The organism is Pseudomonas sp. TH08, from assembly GCF_016651275.1.
In the GTDB taxonomy this organism is placed as follows: domain Bacteria; phylum Pseudomonadota; class Gammaproteobacteria; order Pseudomonadales; family Pseudomonadaceae; genus Aquipseudomonas.
Genome location: NZ_JAEKEE010000006.1, coordinates 287,589 through 303,035, shown reverse-complemented (window position 1 = coordinate 303,035; position 15,447 = coordinate 287,589). Strand labels below are relative to the sequence as shown.

The 15,447-nt window shown below is 59.4% G+C and carries 10 protein-coding genes; 9 read left to right on the top strand and 1 reads right to left on the bottom strand.

All coding sequences use genetic code 11. The features are described from left to right. Nucleotides 1–31: 31 nt before the first annotated feature. Complete coding sequence (gene phhA / locus JFT91_RS27695; RefSeq protein WP_201234461.1) at nucleotides 32–823, bottom strand: phenylalanine 4-monooxygenase; 792 nt, start codon at nucleotides 821–823, stop codon at nucleotides 32–34. A 384-nt stretch (nucleotides 824–1,207) separates the two neighbouring features. Here phhA and JFT91_RS27690 point away from each other — a divergent pair, with 384 nt between their 5' ends. The 9 genes from JFT91_RS27690 (at nucleotide 1,208) to JFT91_RS27650 (ending at nucleotide 15,243) form a co-directional block, all read left to right on the top strand. Further along, on the top strand, nucleotides 1,208–2,770 hold the full coding sequence (locus JFT91_RS27690) for a sigma-54-dependent transcriptional regulator (protein WP_201234460.1): 1,563 nt from the start codon (nucleotides 1,208–1,210) through the stop codon (nucleotides 2,768–2,770). A 358-nt stretch (nucleotides 2,771–3,128) separates the two neighbouring features. Then, nucleotides 3,129–3,869 carry a flagellar basal-body rod protein FlgF gene (locus JFT91_RS27685; RefSeq protein ID WP_103305337.1) on the top strand — a complete coding sequence of 247 codons (741 nt, stop codon included), beginning with the start codon at nucleotides 3,129–3,131 and terminating at the stop codon, nucleotides 3,867–3,869. A gap of 45 nt (nucleotides 3,870–3,914) precedes the next feature. Then, the gene (gene flgG / locus JFT91_RS27680; protein ID WP_201149122.1) at nucleotides 3,915–4,700 is read left to right on the top strand and encodes a flagellar basal-body rod protein FlgG; all 786 of its coding nucleotides are present in this window, start codon (nucleotides 3,915–3,917) and stop codon (nucleotides 4,698–4,700) included. A 52-nt stretch (nucleotides 4,701–4,752) separates the two neighbouring features. Then, on the top strand, nucleotides 4,753–5,448 hold the full coding sequence (gene flgH / locus JFT91_RS27675; RefSeq protein ID WP_201227474.1) for a flagellar basal body L-ring protein FlgH: 696 nt from the start codon (nucleotides 4,753–4,755) through the stop codon (nucleotides 5,446–5,448). 27 nt (nucleotides 5,449–5,475) lie between these two features. After that, the gene (locus JFT91_RS27670) at nucleotides 5,476–6,564 is read left to right on the top strand and encodes a flagellar basal body P-ring protein FlgI (RefSeq protein WP_201228087.1); all 1,089 of its coding nucleotides are present in this window, start codon (nucleotides 5,476–5,478) and stop codon (nucleotides 6,562–6,564) included. Nucleotides 6,565–6,575: 11 nt separating this feature from the next. Further along, complete coding sequence (gene flgJ / locus JFT91_RS27665) at nucleotides 6,576–7,880, top strand: flagellar assembly peptidoglycan hydrolase FlgJ (protein WP_201234459.1); 1,305 nt, start codon at nucleotides 6,576–6,578, stop codon at nucleotides 7,878–7,880. 24 nt (nucleotides 7,881–7,904) lie between these two features. Continuing rightward, on the top strand, nucleotides 7,905–9,950 hold the full coding sequence (gene flgK, locus JFT91_RS27660; protein ID WP_201234458.1) for a flagellar hook-associated protein FlgK: 2,046 nt from the start codon (nucleotides 7,905–7,907) through the stop codon (nucleotides 9,948–9,950). Nucleotides 9,951–9,963: 13 nt separating this feature from the next. Next, nucleotides 9,964–11,532 carry a flagellar hook-associated protein 3 gene (locus JFT91_RS27655; protein WP_201234457.1) on the top strand — a complete coding sequence of 523 codons (1,569 nt, stop codon included), beginning with the start codon at nucleotides 9,964–9,966 and terminating at the stop codon, nucleotides 11,530–11,532. Nucleotides 11,533–11,649: 117 nt separating this feature from the next. Next, nucleotides 11,650–15,243 carry a glycosyltransferase gene (locus tag JFT91_RS27650; protein WP_201234456.1) on the top strand — a complete coding sequence of 1,198 codons (3,594 nt, stop codon included), beginning with the start codon at nucleotides 11,650–11,652 and terminating at the stop codon, nucleotides 15,241–15,243. Nucleotides 15,244–15,447: the final 204 nt, after the last annotated feature.

Here is a 15,447-nt window from a genome sequence, read left to right as displayed (position 1 = left end):
GACAGACTCACTTGTCACTAAAAGCGACGGTTCAGGCCGCTTTCGGCTTTGGCGGAAATTTCGGCGCATGCAGACCCAACTGCATGCCTTGTTTGACCATGGCCATGATGTCTTCATGGGCCACATCGAACAGGCGCTTGAGGTTCGGCAGGACAAAGTACAGCGGTTGCAGGATGTCGATGCGGTATGGCGTGCGCATTGCTTCGAGCGGATCGAAGGCTTGATGCTCAGGCTCATCCGACAGTGAGTAAACGGTTTCTTTGGGTGAGGACAGAATGCCGCCGCCGTAAATGCGTTTACCTTGCGGGGTGTCGACCAGGCCGAACTCGATGGTCATCCAGTACAGACGCGCCAGGTACACGCGTTCTTCCTTGGTCGCTTGCAGACCGAGTTTACCGTAGGTGTGGGTGAACTCTGCGAACCACGGGTTGGTCAGCAGCGGGCAGTGACCAAAGATCTCGTGGAAAATATCCGGTTCTTGCAGGTAGTCCAGTTCTTCGCGGGTGCGGATAAACGTGGCAACCGGGAATTGCTTGCTGGCGAGCAATTCAAAGAAGGTCTGGAAGGGAATCAGCGCCGGTACACGGGCGACCTGCCAACCGGTGGTCTCGCCGAGCACATTGTTGATCTCGCCGAGTTGCGGAATGCGGTCGTGGGGCAGACCGAGTTTTTCGATACCGTCCAGGTACTCCTGGCAGGCACGCCCTTCGATCACTTTCAGTTGGCGAGTGATCAGCGTGTTCCACACCGCGTGTTCTTCGGCGGGGTAGTCGATAAAACCTTGCGCATCGGGCTCGCGGGCCACGTATTGCGTCTGCTTCATACTGCTCTCCTGCTAGGGGAATTCGTTCTTGTTATGTCCAGCGATGGATTCAGAATTACCTGAGAGTGGGGTGGTGTGCAGTAGGTTAAATCATGCTGGCGTAGGAAATTTCCCGGTATTTCGTAAAGTATTCGTTACGCTTTGGCCGATATCACGCGTTTGCGGCGATTGGCGGGTTTGAAAAGGTTGGCGACTGTCACATAATCTTGACAACTGTTTGCGCGCCACCGAAGAAAACTGGCGGCGCTGTCCCTTGTGGGAGCGAGCCTGCTCGTGAATGCGATCTGCCTGACGCCTCTATTGGTGGATGTGCTAGCGCCTTCGCGAGCAGGCTCGCTCCCACAGGAAGTTGTGTTTAATTCCCCAAATTGTCGGGTCATTTATATGCGCATCAAAGTCCACTGCCAGAACCGCATCGGCATCCTGCGCGACATTCTCAACCTGCTGGTGGCCTACGGGATCAACGTCGCGCGCGGCGAAGTCGGCGGTGAGCATGGCAACGCGATTTATCTGCATTGTCCGAACCTGATCAACATCCAGTTCCAGGCGCTGCGGCCCAAGTTTGAGTCGATCGCCGGTGTGTTCGGCGTCAAGCGGGTAGGGCTGATGCCCAGCGAGCGGCGGCACATGGAGTTGAATGCGCTGCTCGGCGCGCTGGAGTTTCCGGTGCTGTCGATCGACATGGGCGGCTCGATTGTCGCCGCCAACCGCGCGGCGGCGCAGTTGCTTGGCGTGCGCGTGGATGAGGTGCCGGGGATTCCGCTGTCGCGTTACGCCGAAGATTTCGATTTGCCGGAACTGGTGCGCGCGAACAAATCGCGCATCAATGGCATGCGGGTCAAGGTCAAGGGCGACGTCTTTCTGGCTGACATCGCGCCGTTGCAATCAGAGCATGACGACAGTGAGGCCATGGCCGGTGCCGTACTGACGTTGCACCGTGCGGATCGTGTTGGCGAACGCATCTATAACGTGCGCAAACAAGAGTTGCGTGGCTTCGACAGCATCTTCCAGAGTTCGAAAGTCATGGCCGCCGTGGTGCGTGAAGCGCGGCGCATGGCGCCTCTCGATGCGCCTTTATTGATTGAGGGTGAAACCGGCACCGGCAAGGAATTGCTGGCACGCGCCTGCCACCTCGCCAGTCCGCGCGGGCAGTCGCCGCTGATGGCGCTCAACTGTGCGGGTTTGCCGGAATCGATGGCCGAGACCGAGCTGTTTGGGTACGGCCCTGGCGCGTTCGAAGGCGCCCGTGCGGAGGGTAAGCTCGGCCTGCTGGAACTGACAGCGGGCGGCACGCTGTTTCTCGATGGCGTCGGCGAAATGAGCCCGCGCTTGCAGGTGAAACTGCTGCGCTTCCTGCAAGATGGTTGCTTTCGCCGGGTCGGCAGCGACGAAGAGGTGTATCTGGACGTGCGGGTGATTTGCGCGACGCAGGTGGATTTGTCCGAACTGTGCGCGCGCGGCGAGTTTCGCCAGGATTTGTATCACCGCTTGAACGTGCTGTCGCTGCACATTCCGCCACTGCGCGAATGCCTCGACGGGTTGACGCCGCTGGTCGAGCATTTCCTTGATCAGGCCAGCCGGCAGATCGGTTGTTCGCTGCCGAAACTGGCGCCGGCAGCGATGGAACGGCTCAGTCACTATCACTGGCCAGGCAACGTACGGCAGCTGGAGAACGTGCTGTTTCAGGCGGTTTCGTTGTGCGATGGCGGCACGGTAAAGGCTGAGCACATTCGATTGCCGGATTACGGCGTGCGTCAGCCGCTTGGCGATTTTTCGCTGGAGGGCGGGCTCGACGAAATTGTCGGCCGGTTCGAGAAGGCAGTGCTGGAGCGGCTGTATTCCGAGCATCCGAGCAGTCGCCAGTTGGGCAAGCGGCTGGGGGTTTCGCACACCACCATTGCCAACAAGCTGCGTGAATACGAAGTCGGCAAAGACCCCGAAAGCTAAGTAAAACTCCTGTGGCGAGGGGATTTATCCCCGATGGGCTGCGAAGCAGCCCCCAAGGCCATCCAATGCGTTGTATCCGGTGGGCCGCTTTCATCGGTATTGGGGCGGCTTCGCAGCCCAACGGGGATAAATCCCCTCGCCACGAGGTTTTGCATCTGCCTCAGAGATCGGGATTGCCGCCTAGCGGCATAACACCGCCGGTTTTTCGACTTCGATACATTTCAAATTTCCCCTCTCAATCCTCCAAGTCCTTTGTTTACCGGGCCTCGCGCCGTCAGAAAAAAGTTGGTCTGCAAATTGCTTAAGGCTCAGCAGTACAGCGGTGGGCGGCAAACGTCCGGCATGCAGAGGAAAGAGTGTGGACAAGTACCTTTATGTGGCAATGACCGGCGCCAGCCAGAACGCACTGGCGCAAAAGGCTCATGCCAACAACCTGGCGAACATCTCCACCAACGGTTTTCAGCGCGATCTGGAGCAGGCGCGTTCGATGCCGGTGTTTGGTGACAGCTTTCCGGCGCGCGCGTTTGCCATGAGCGAACGGCCCGCCACCGACTTCACGCCGGGCTCGCTGGTGCAGACCGGTCGTGACCTCGACGTTGCCGTGACCGGCAACGGTTTCATCGCCGTGCAAAACCCTAACGGCGGCGAAAGCTACGTGCGCACCGGCAGCCTCAATATCGACGCCCTTGGCGTACTGCGCGCCGGCAACGGCATGCCAGTCATGGGTAATGGCGGTCCGATCGCCGTGCCGCCTGAGCAGCAGGTCGAAGTTGGCGAAGACGGCACCATCAGCATTCGGGCGATGGGCGAAGGCCCGCGCGTCATGGCTGAAGTCGACCGGATCAAACTGGTCAACCCGGACATCAAGAACATGAACAAGGGCCTCGACGGCTCGATTTACACCAAGGACGGCCAACCGGCGCCGGCCGATGCCAACGTCAAACTGGTGTCGGGTTTCCTCGAGTCGAGCAACGTCAATGCCGTGGAAGAGATGACCTCGGTGCTGGCGCTGGCCAAGCAGTTCGAGTTGCACGTCAAGATGATGAACACCGCCAAAGACGACGACCAGGCCATGGCTCGGGTCTTGCAGATCAGCTAATTATCAGAACGTCGCGCCGTAAAACAGGCGCACGAGGAGAATCGAATGCTTCCGGCTCTATGGGTTGCCAAAACCGGTCTGTCCGCCCAGGACACCAACCTGACCACCATTTCCAACAACCTGGCAAACGTCTCGACCACGGGCTTCAAACGTGACCGCGCCGAGTTCCAGGACCTGCTGTATCAGATCAAGCGTCAGCCAGGCGCCCAGTCGACCCAGGACAGCGAACTGCCGTCGGGTCTGCAAGTGGGTACCGGTGTGCGCATCGTCGGCACGCAGAAAAACTTCACTGCCGGCAGCCTGCAAACCACCGAGCAGCCGCTCGACCTGGCTGTTGACGGTCGTGGGTTCTTCCAGATCCTGCAGCCGGACGGCACCACGTCCTACACCCGCGACGGTACCTTCCACCTCGACTCCAACGGTCAGGTCGTGAACGCCAGCGGCTTCGCCCTGGAACCCGCGATTGTCATCCCGAACAACGCGCAGACCTTCACGGTCGGTCGCGACGGCACCGTGTCGATCACCATCGCCGGCAACCCGGCTTCGCAAGTGATCGGTAACCTGCAAACCGCCGACTTCATCAACCCGGCCGGTCTGCAAGCCGTGGGTAACAACCTGTTCCTGGAAACCGCAGCTTCCGGCGCACCGCAAGTCGGTACTCCGGGTCTGAACGGTTTCGGTACCACGCTGCAGAACACCCTGGAAACCTCCAACGTCAGCACCGTTGAAGAGATGGTCAACATGATCACCACTCAGCGCGCTTACGAGATGAACTCCAAGGTGATCTCCACCGCCGACCAGATGCTCTCGTTCGTAACGCAGAATCTGTAATCAAGTCTATGAGGCGACCATGAGGTCGCCTGCAACACCGTGAGGTAGGGTCATGAATCGTTTCGTATCTGTTCTGGCATTGAGTGGAGTCGTCTCGCTCGCGGGCTGCGTCGCTCCGACGCCCAAGCCCAATGACCCTTACTACGCTCCGGTGTTGCCGCGCACGCCGTTGCCGGCTGCGGCCAATAACGGCTCGATCTATCAGGCCGGCTTCGAGCAGAACCTGTACGGCGACCGTAAGGCATTCCGGGTCGGTGACATCATCACCATCACCCTGAACGAGCGGACGCAGGCAAGCAAAAACGCCAACTCGCAAGTGGCCAAGAACAGCAAAACCGGCATTGGTCTGACCTCGTTGTTCGGCGGCAGCGCCACGACCAACAATCCGTTGGGTGGCAATGACCTGAGCCTGAGCGCCAGTTACGAAGGCGATCGTGCGACCAAGGGTGACAGCAAGGCTGCGCAGGGCAACACCCTGACCGGCTCGATCACCGTGACCGTTGCCGACGTCTTGCCCAACGGCATCATCGCAGTGCGCGGCGAGAAGTGGATGACCCTCAACACGGGCGATGAACTGGTGCGGATTGCCGGTCTGGTGCGCGCCGATGACATCGCCACCGACAACACGGTTTCTTCGACGCGGGTCGCCGATGCGCGCATCACCTACTCGGGCACCGGCTCGTTCGCCGATGCGAGTCAGCCAGGCTGGTTCGACCGTTTCTTCCTCAGCCCGCTGTTCCCTTTCTAGGTGGCCACGTTGAATTTCAAACACCTGATGCTGGCTGCGGCACTGATGTCCGCAGCCTTTGGTGCCCACGCCGAGCGGCTGAAAGATATCGCCAGCATTTCCGGCGTGCGTTCCAACCAGTTGATCGGTTACGGCCTGGTGGTCGGGCTCAATGGCACCGGTGACCAGACGACGCAAACCCCGTTCACCCTGCAGACCTTCAACAACATGCTCTCGCAGTTCGGCATCAAGGTGCCGGCGGGATCGGGCAACGTGCAGTTGAAAAACGTCGCGGCAGTGTCTGTCAGCGCGGATCTGCCGGCGTTCGCCAAACCGGGTCAGCAGGTCGACATCACCGTTTCCTCGATCGGTAACTCCAAGAGCCTGCGTGGCGGCACCCTGTTGCTGACCCCGCTCAAGGGTATCGACGGCAACGTCTACGCCATCGCTCAGGGCAACCTGGTGGTGGGTGGTTTCGACGCTGAAGGCCGTGACGGTTCGAAGATCACCGTCAACGTTCCGTCGGCCGGTCGCATCCCTGGTGGTGCGTCGGTGGAGCGCTCGGTGCCGAGCGGTTTCAACCAGGGCAACAGCCTGACGCTGAACCTCAACCGTTCCGACTTCACCACCGCCAAACGTATCGTCGACAAGATCAACGACATGCTCGGCCCTGGCGTGGCGCAAGCCATCGACGGTGGTTCGGTGCGTGTGACTGCACCGCTCGATCCTAGCCAGCGCGTCGACTACCTGTCGATCCTGGAAAACCTCGAGGTCGATCCGGGCCAGGCAGTGGCGAAAGTCATCATCAACTCGCGCACCGGCACCATCGTCATCGGCCAGAACGTCAAAGTCTCGCCAGCCGCCGTGACCCATGGCAGCCTGACCGTGACCATCACCGAAGATCCGATCGTCAGCCAGCCAGGCCCGTTGTCCAACGGCCAGACTGCTGTCGTGCCGCGCTCGCGCGTAAATGCCGAGCAAGAAGCCAAACCGATGTTCAAGTTCGGCCCGGGCACCACCCTCGACGAGATCGTACGTGCGGTGAACCAGGTCGGCGCAGCACCGGGTGACTTGATGGCGATTCTTGAAGCACTGAAGCAGGCCGGCGCATTGCAAGCCGACCTGATTGTGATCTGAGGCCGACCATCATGGATATGCGCAAAAGTGGTCTGGTCAGCAGTAGCGATTCGGGTTCTTACTCTGACCTTAATCGCCTGAATCAGCTCAAGGTCGGCGACAAGAACAGCGATGCGAACATGCGCAAGGTGGCGCAGGAATTCGAATCGCTTTTCCTCGGCGAAATGCTCAAGTCGATGCGCTCGGCCACTGAAACGTTGGGGCAGGACAACCCGCTCAACACGCCGGCCGCCAAGCAGTATCAGGAAATGTACGACCAGCAACTGGCCATTTCCATGTCCCGGGAGGGCGGAGGTATCGGCCTGGCTGACGTGCTGATGCGCCAGATGTCGAAGAACAAACCAATGGCGCCGGGTGAGGCTGCAGCCGCGTCCGCCGCCAAGCAGGAAGCGGCCCTGGCCAAGGCCACTGCCGTGCAGACGCCGATTGCCGCTGGCACCGTCGCCACCAATGGCCCGTTGTCGCGCCTCAATGGTGAGCGTCCGTTGTGGGCATCGCGTTCGGTGAAGGCGCCGAACACGCAGCTGGCGCACAGCAACGACATGGCAATGATCAACCAGCGTCGTCTGGCCTTGCCGCCGAAACTGGCCGATCGTTTGCTCGCCGGGCTGGTGCCATCCGCCACGACAACGGCGACCAACACGCAGCTGCCGCAACGCGCCACCACCACAGCTACCACCGCTGCGACCGGTTCTGGCGCCCTGTACAACGGCGATTGGCTGGCTCGCGCTGAAAGCGACAAAGCTTCCGGCGGCCAGATGCAGATTTACGGTCGCGCCATGGCGCAGATTCCATTGGCGCCGGCGAAAAAAGCCTTCAGTTCTGCCGACGAATTCGTCAACACCATGCTGCCGATGGCCAAAGAAGCCGCCGACCGCATCGGCGTCGATCCGCGTTACCTCGTGGCGCAAGCGGCACTGGAAACCGGCTGGGGCAAGTCAGTCATGCGCGCCCAGGATGGCAGCAGCAGCCACAACCTGTTCGGCATCAAGGCGAGCAGTAACTGGAAGGGCGATTCCGCCCGCGCAATCACCAGCGAGTTCCGCAATGGCGCGATGGTCAAGGAGACGGCCGAGTTCCGTTCCTACGCCTCGTACAAGGACAGCTTCCACGATCTGGTGACTTTGCTGCAGAGCAATAATCGCTATCAAGATGTGCTGAAGTCGGCCGATAACCCAGAACAGTTTGTACGTGAGTTGCAAAAGGCCGGTTACGCCACCGACCCGAACTACGCGACAAAGATTTCGCAGATTGCCAAGCAGATGAACAGTTTTGAAAACTACGCTGCGGCGGGTGTATCCACCACGCCTTTATAAGGCACAAGGTATAAGGTCTGAACCATGAGTTTGCTCAATATCGGGATGTCGGGGCTGTCGGCTAGCCAAGCTTCTTTGGCTACGACAGGCAACAACATTGCCAACGTCGACACCGCCGGTTATTCACGTCAGCAAACCGTGCAGGGCACCAAATCCTCGCAGCAATTCGGCACCGTGTTCATCGGTACGGGCACCACCCTGGCTGACGTGCGCCGGGTGTACAACTCGTACCTGGAAAGCCAACTGCACACGGCCACCTCGCTCGACAGCGAGTCGGCCGCGTTTCTGGCGCAGGCCACGCCGCTGGATTCCATGCTGTCGGACACCAACACCGGCCTGACCGGTGTGCTGCAAAAATTCTTTACCACGATGCAGGGCGTCTCGACGTCGGCGACCGATGACACCTCCCGTCAATCGGTGCTGACCGGTGCGCAAGCGCTGACCAGCCGCTTCAACACCATCGCCAAACAGCTCAACGATCAGAACACCACCATCAATGGCAGCCTTGGCGACATGACGTCCCAGGTGAACAAACTGGCCACCTCGATTGCCAATTTGAACCAGAAGATCGGCGAGATCTCCACCAGCGGTGGGGCGCCGAACGATCTGCTCGACAGCCGTAACGAAGCGGTACGTCAGCTCTCCGAGCTGACCGGTGCACAGGTCGTCGAGCGTGGTACCAGTTTCGATGTCTACATCGGCAGCGGTCAGCCGCTGGTGATCGGCAACACCACTAACACCCTGAGCATGGTCGCAAGCAAAGACGATCCGTCGCGCATGGCCATCCAGATGGATCGCGGTTCGAGCACCATCGACATCACCTCGGCGATGACCGGCGGTGAAATCGGCGGCCTGCTGACTTACCGCAAAGAGGTCCTTGACCCGTCGCTCAACGAGCTGGGCCGAGTGGCACTGGTGATCGCTGATCAGGTCAACAGCCAGCAAGCACAGGGCATCGACAAGAACGGTGACTTCGGCGCGGCGATTTTCAACAACATCAACAGTGCTGCGCTGATCAGTCAGCGCAGTATCGCGCAGTCGGGCAACAGCACCGGCTCGGGCAACCTTGACGTTACCATCAAGGACACCGGCAAGCTGACCACCAGCGATTATCAGGTGACGTTCACCAGCGCTACCGACTACACCGTCAAGCGTTCGGACGGCACCGACATGGGCGCCTTCAGCACGACGACCAATCCGCCACCGGTAATCGACGGCTTCACCCTGGCACTCAATGGCGGTGCGTTGAGCGCGGGCGACACCTTCAAGGTGACCCCGACCCGTAACGCCGCAGCGAGCATTCAGACTGTCCTCACCGATCCAAAGAAAATCGCTGCGGCAGGTCCATTGACCGGTGTGGCCAGCGCCAGCAACTCTGGCACTTACACCCAGCCAGTGCTCAGCGACACGATCAATATCTATGATCCGGCGGCCCAGGCCGATCTGCAGGCGGCGCTGAAGAACTCGACACCCGTAAAGCTGGTGTTCGGTGATGCGAGCGGCGGCAGCCAGACCTACACCATGGTCGACGCCAAGGGTCAGTCCATCGGTACCGGTACCATTGTTCCTGGGCAGGCCAACACCCTGAACCTGAAAGTGGGCGTCCTTGATGCCAACGGCAACAAGGTCATGGACAACAGTGTTGTGCCGCCGGTGCAGAAAACCTTCAACGTGCAGACCACCGTGGGCGGCACGCCGAAGTCCGGCGAAACCTTCACCATGAACCTGACCGGTGCGGCTTCGTCCGACAACCGTAATGCCCAGGCACTGGTCGGTCTGCAAACCAAGCAAACCGTGGACACCGGTTCGGCAAGCAAGGGCATCAGCCTGACTGATGCTTACAACAAACTGGTGACCAACGTCGGTACCAAGACTGCCCAAGGCAAGTCCGACAGTGCCGCCACCACGGCGATTCTGGATAACGCCAAAGGCGCCCGCGATTCGCTGTCCGGGGTCAACCTGGATGAAGAAACCGGCAACCTGGTCAAATACCAGCAGTACTACACAGCGTCTTCGCAGATCATCAAAGCTGCGCAGGAAACTTTCGCCACGCTGATCAACAGCCTTTAAGGAGTCGTAATTCATGCGCATTTCCACCGCCCAGTATTACGGCACGCAAGCGTCGGACTATCAGCGTAACTTCAACAAGGCTGTCGCCACCGCCAGCGAGGCGAGCAGCCTGCAGCGCATCACCAATGCGTCCGATGATCCGATCGGTGCCGGTCGTTTGCTGCAACTCGGCCAGCAGGCCGCGATGCTGGATCAGTACAAGACCAATGTCGACACCACCACAAATTCGTTGAATGTGCAGGAAACCACTCTGGATTCCATCACCACGGCGTTGCAGAGTGCCAAGGAAATCTCCCTGGCCGCCAACAACGGCAACCTGACCGACAAGGATCGCCAGGCTTACGCTGCGCAACTGTCGCAGATCCAGCAGCAGGTGTTGGGCCTGATGAACTCCAAGGACGCCAACGGCAACTATCTGTTCTCCGGTTCGAAAACCGATACCGCGCCATACTCCCAGAATCCCGACGGCACCTACTCCTACAACGGTGACCAGACCACGATCAACCTGGGCATCGGCGACGGTATGACGGTCGGCACCAACACCACCGGTTGGGATGCCTTCCAGCAGACCATCAATACCGGTCGCACCAACACCACCATGACTTCGCCGGCAGTGGATGACGGTCGTGTAGTGTTGTCCAACGGTACGGTCGGCTCTGCGGCCAGCTACAACTCCAAGTTTACCGGTGGCGAGCCTTACACCGTCAGTTTCCTCAGCAGCACCCAGCTGAAAATCACGGATGCCCTGGGCAACGACGTTACCGCCGAGGCGAGCCAGAATGGTGCTATCACCAACAGCAGCGGCGCCAATCAGACGGTCAGCTTTCGTGGTGTCGACATGAAGCTGAACATCAACCTGAAGTCTGGTGACACCAACCCGGATGCAGTGATTGCCGGGCACAGTTTCCAGTTGGTGGCTACGCCTGACTCGTTCACCACGGCGCGCAGCCCGGGTAACCCGTCGACTGCCGTGATCACCGGTTCCAGCATCACTGACCAGACGGCGTACAACAATGCCTTCCCGCAGGGCGGGGCAGTGCTCAAGTTCACCAGCGCCACGGCCTTCGATCTGTACGCTGCGCCAGTCACTGCCGACAGCAAACCGGTGTCGTCGGGTACAGTTGCCGGTGGCAATGCGACCGCCGCAGGCGTGACCTTCGCACTGGGTAACGTTCCGGCAGCCGGTGACCAGTTTTCGATTCAGTCAAACAACCACCAGACCCAGAACATCCTCGATACGCTGGGCCAGATGGTTGCGGGATTGAATACGCCAATTGACGGTGATGATGTTGCCAAGCAGAAGTTTCAGGGTGTCATGGAGTCGGGTCTCGGCAACATCGACGCCGCTACCAACCAGGTCGGCGCCGCCGTTACTGCGATCGGTGCCCGTGGCCAGTCTCTGGACGCGCAGACCGTCACCAACCAGAGTCTGAGCACAGCGAACGCCACGACTCAAGGCTCGATCCGCGATTCGGATCCGGCAGAGGTGATGACCCGTCTGACTCTGCAGCAAACCATGCTGCAGGCCGCGCAGCTGGCTTTCAGCAAGATCAGCCAGTTGGGCCTGTTCAACAAGATCTGATGGTCAACGGGCGCGTGAGCGCCCGTTTGCTTTGGTTCTTGAGTATTTAATTGTCTTTTTTTGCGGTTTCAGAGGGCTCGCTGTTCCGGGCGGGTTCCCGCCGCTTGCGAGTCCGCCGTGAATTCACTTCCCCTTGTCAGTCTGGTCATTCCCGCCTTCAATCCGCGCTTTTTCGAGCGGGCATTGCGCAGTGCTGTCGGTCAGGGTTACGGCAATCTTGAAATCATTGTTTGTGATGACAGTCGTGGTCAGCAGATCGAAGAGATCGTTGGCGCGGTCATCGAGCAGACAGGCGGCGCCGTTCGCTATGTGCGTAACCCGCGTACGCTGGGGTTTGTCGGCAATCTGAAAGCCTGCCTTGAACAGGCGCAGGGCGAGTTCATCAAGTTTTTGTGTGACGACGATCTTCTATATTCGAACTGCATCGAGCAGCAGGCGCATGAAATGTTGCGCGACGAAGTCAGTCTGGTCACCGCTCAGCGACTGCTCTGGGATGCAAACGACATCATCCTGCCGACGCGTCTGGAAAATACCTCGTTGTCGCCGTCCAGCGGATTGCTCAATGGGGATGACGTATTGGGGATATTTGAGAAATTCCCGGTCAACGTCCTCGGCGGATTCAGTAATGCATTGTTCCGGCGCGCCGATGTTGTCGAGCTGTTGCCGGCATTGACTCAAGAAGACTGCTGCTTCGTCGCGACTCTGGATTTTGCCCTGTACGTCTGCCTGCTGCGGCGCGGCAATCTGGCGGTATCCAATAATGTACTCAGTGCCGAGCGACTCTATCCGGAGCGTTTGAGCGCGACACAATCGATGAAGGATGCGGTTGAAGTAGAGCGTGAATGGCTCACGCAAATGCTCAAGGTGCGTAGCGGCGAGTCGGCACCTGCGCAGGGCTGGGTTCGCTACATTCCCTTGACCAAAGCCGATGAGAATCCTCGGGTCTGGGAGGAGCTGCCCCTGAGTCGCACACTCGGCACCAAGCAGAGCCGTCAGGAGTGGAGCGTCGGTGTCGACAGCAATAGTTTTGGCGAACTCTACGCGCAGTGGTTGCAATGCCGGGTGCTCACCGAGGGGCAGCGCAAGTTGTTGCCGGAAACGCTCGCCGGCTGGCCGCAGCAACCCCGCATAGTACCGATCATCGTCGATGCCAAGGGCAGTCGCGATGGCCTTGAGCGCACGCTGGAGGCACTCGCCGCACAGGACTACCTGCCAGAACTGATTCTGGTGCTGTCTGCTTCCTGTACCGAGGCAGAGCTGGACGGGCGAGTGTTTCGCATGCCGTTGCAGGGCGAGGGCCTTGAGCAGATCAACACATTGTTGGCGCAACTGGATGGCGCCGACTGGTTCTACCTGCTGCAGGCGGGGGATCGCCCGGTAATGCCAGCGTTGTTGGTCATGGCCGACCGGATCGCTCACACCCCGACGCTGACCTGTCTGTACAGCGACGAAGGCAGTCTGCGCAGTGGCGAGCCGGCGGAGCCTGCTTTCAAACCTGACTTCAACCTGGACCTGATGCGCAGTTATCCGTACGTTGGGCGTGCCCTGGCGTTCCAGCGTGAACGGTTTCTGGCGCTTGGCGGGTTTGAACCGACGTTCGTCGAGTTGGCCCCCCATGATGTGTTGTGGCGGATGGTTGAGAGCGACGGCATACAAGTCGTCGGTCATATCGCCGAAGTGTTGCTGGAGTCGAAGTTCGATTTCTCCAAATGGCTTGCCGAACCCGGTGTAATGAAGCAAAACCCGCGGCTGCTCGAAGCGCATCTGCAGCGTCTGGGAATTGCTCATGAAATTCGCCGCGGCAACTGCGAGTTGCTCAATCGGGTTGACTATCATCACGCTCGACGCCCGCTGGTGTCGGTGATCATTGTCACTCAGGATCAGACCGCCGCTTTGCAGCGCTGTGTCGAGACGCTACTGGAGAAGACCGCTTACACCGAGTACGAATTGCTCTTGGTCGACAACGCCAGCGAAAGCGCCGAAGCGCAGGCCTGGCTGGAAGGCATGGCGCAGTTGGGCAGTGACCGGATTCGCGTGGTGAGCTACCCGCAAAAGGGCAACGCTGCGGCTTTGCACAACTTTGCGGTAGGGCAGGCGCGCGGCGAGTACGTGTTGATGCTCAACTCCTTCGCGGTGATCACCCAGGCCGATTGGCTGGACGAACTGCTTAATCACGCGCAGCGTCCGGAAGTCGGTGTGGTCGGTGCCAAGTTGTTCAATCCGGACGGTTGTTTGCTGCACGCTGGCCTGATTCTCGGTTTGCAGGGACCGGTCGGTTTGCCGTTCTATGGTCAGCCGATGCAGGCGGACGGGTACATGTTTCGTCTGCAGGCAGTGCATGACCTCAGCGCAGTAGGCGGCGATTGCCTGATGATTCGCAAGTCGGTCTTCGAGGAGGTCGCGGGGCTCGACGAACAGCACTTGAAGGTCGCGTACAACGTCGTCGATCTGTGCCTGCGAATCGGTCGCGAAGGTTATCTGGTGGTGTGGAATCCACATGCCCGGCTGGCTGTGGGCGCGCGTCCGGTCGCCGTGGCAACGAGCGAAGAGCAACAACGGCACGAGCGCGAGCAGGATGCGTTTTACCAGCGCTGGCTGCCACTCATTGCGCATGACCCGGCTTACAACGTTAACCTGGCGTTGCACGGTATCGGGGCAACCTGTTTCAGTCTTGAGCCGGGCTTGCGTACCGGTTGGAGGGCATTTTCCAAGGCGCAGTTGCCGAATGTCCTGGCTGTGCCGATCAATGCCTCTGCCATAGGCCATTACCGCATGAGCCAGCCGCTGATCGAGCTGGAGGCGGCCAACAGAATCGAAGGGCGTATTTGCTACGGTTTGCCGTCGATCATTGATATCGAGCGCCAGTCCCCCGATGTGATCGTTCTGCAGGGGCGCTATTCGGAACCCGCGATTGATGAAATTCCCCCGCTGAAGAAGTATTTCAATGCCCGGCGGATCTACGAGCTTGATGACTATGTCATCGACGTTCCTCATCGCAATGCGCACATCCGCAACATGCCGAGCAAACAGGAAATGGAGCGCATGGTCCGCCGTGCCATCGGTCTGTGTGATCGCGTGGTCGTATCGACACAACCTCTGGCCAACGTGCTCTCGGACATGCACCACGATATTCGTGTCGTACCGAACATGCTCGCCAAAGACTTGTGGAGCAACCTGCGCAGTAAACGCCGTACCTCGAAAAAGCCCCGCGTCGGTTGGGGTGGTGGTACCAGTCACCACGGTGACCTGGCGGTGATTGCCGATGTGGTTCGAGAGTTGGCCAGTGAGGTCGACTGGGTGTTCTTCGGTATGTGCCCGGATGATCTGCGTCCGTACATGCATGAGTTTCACGGGGTGATCGCGCTGGATGAGTATCCGGCGAAACTGGCCAGCCTCAATCTCGATCTGGCCTTGGCCCCGCTGGAGTTCCACATCTTCAACGACTGCAAGAGCAATTTGCGTCTGCTGGAGTACGGTGCCTGCGGTTACCCAGTGATCTGTACCGACACCGAGGCCTATCGTGGCTACTTGCCGTGTACCCGGGTCAAGACCAACACCACGGACGAGTGGCTGCAAGCGATCCGCATGCACCTGGCCGACCCGGACGCCAGTTACCGCATGGGTGACGAATTACGTGAGGTGGTGTTGCGCGATTACGTGCTGCGCGGCGATAACCTGCGGTATTGGGAGTATGGCTGGCTGGCGGACTGACAGATTCGCGCAACACCTCCCCAAAAAAACAGGCGACTTTCGAGTCGCCTTTTTTTGCCTGCGAAAATCGTATTGCATCAATCTCGATACAATTTTTTGCAGGGCCTCAAGCTTCGATCATTTCCTGTCGATATCAACACATTCACGAGTCTTTGGTGTTCGCTGCGATGACGTTTGATCGACCGCGAGCCGGTACCGGTTCTT

Coding starts and splice junctions, on each gene's coding strand:
- JFT91_RS27690 (WP_201234460.1), top strand. CDS start 1,208: ATGCGCATCAAAGTCCACTGCCAGAACCGCATCGGCATCCTGCGCGAC.
- flgG (WP_201149122.1), top strand. CDS start 3,915: ATGCTTCCGGCTCTATGGGTTGCCAAAACCGGTCTGTCCGCCCAGGAC.
- JFT91_RS27670 (WP_201228087.1), top strand. CDS start 5,476: ATGCTGGCTGCGGCACTGATGTCCGCAGCCTTTGGTGCCCACGCCGAG.
- flgK (WP_201234458.1), top strand. CDS start 7,905: ATGAGTTTGCTCAATATCGGGATGTCGGGGCTGTCGGCTAGCCAAGCT.
- phhA (WP_201234461.1), bottom strand. CDS start 823: ATGAAGCAGACGCAATACGTGGCCCGCGAGCCCGATGCGCAAGGTTTT.
- JFT91_RS27655 (WP_201234457.1), top strand. CDS start 9,964: ATGCGCATTTCCACCGCCCAGTATTACGGCACGCAAGCGTCGGACTAT.
- flgH (WP_201227474.1), top strand. CDS start 4,753: ATGAATCGTTTCGTATCTGTTCTGGCATTGAGTGGAGTCGTCTCGCTC.
- flgJ (WP_201234459.1), top strand. CDS start 6,576: ATGGATATGCGCAAAAGTGGTCTGGTCAGCAGTAGCGATTCGGGTTCT.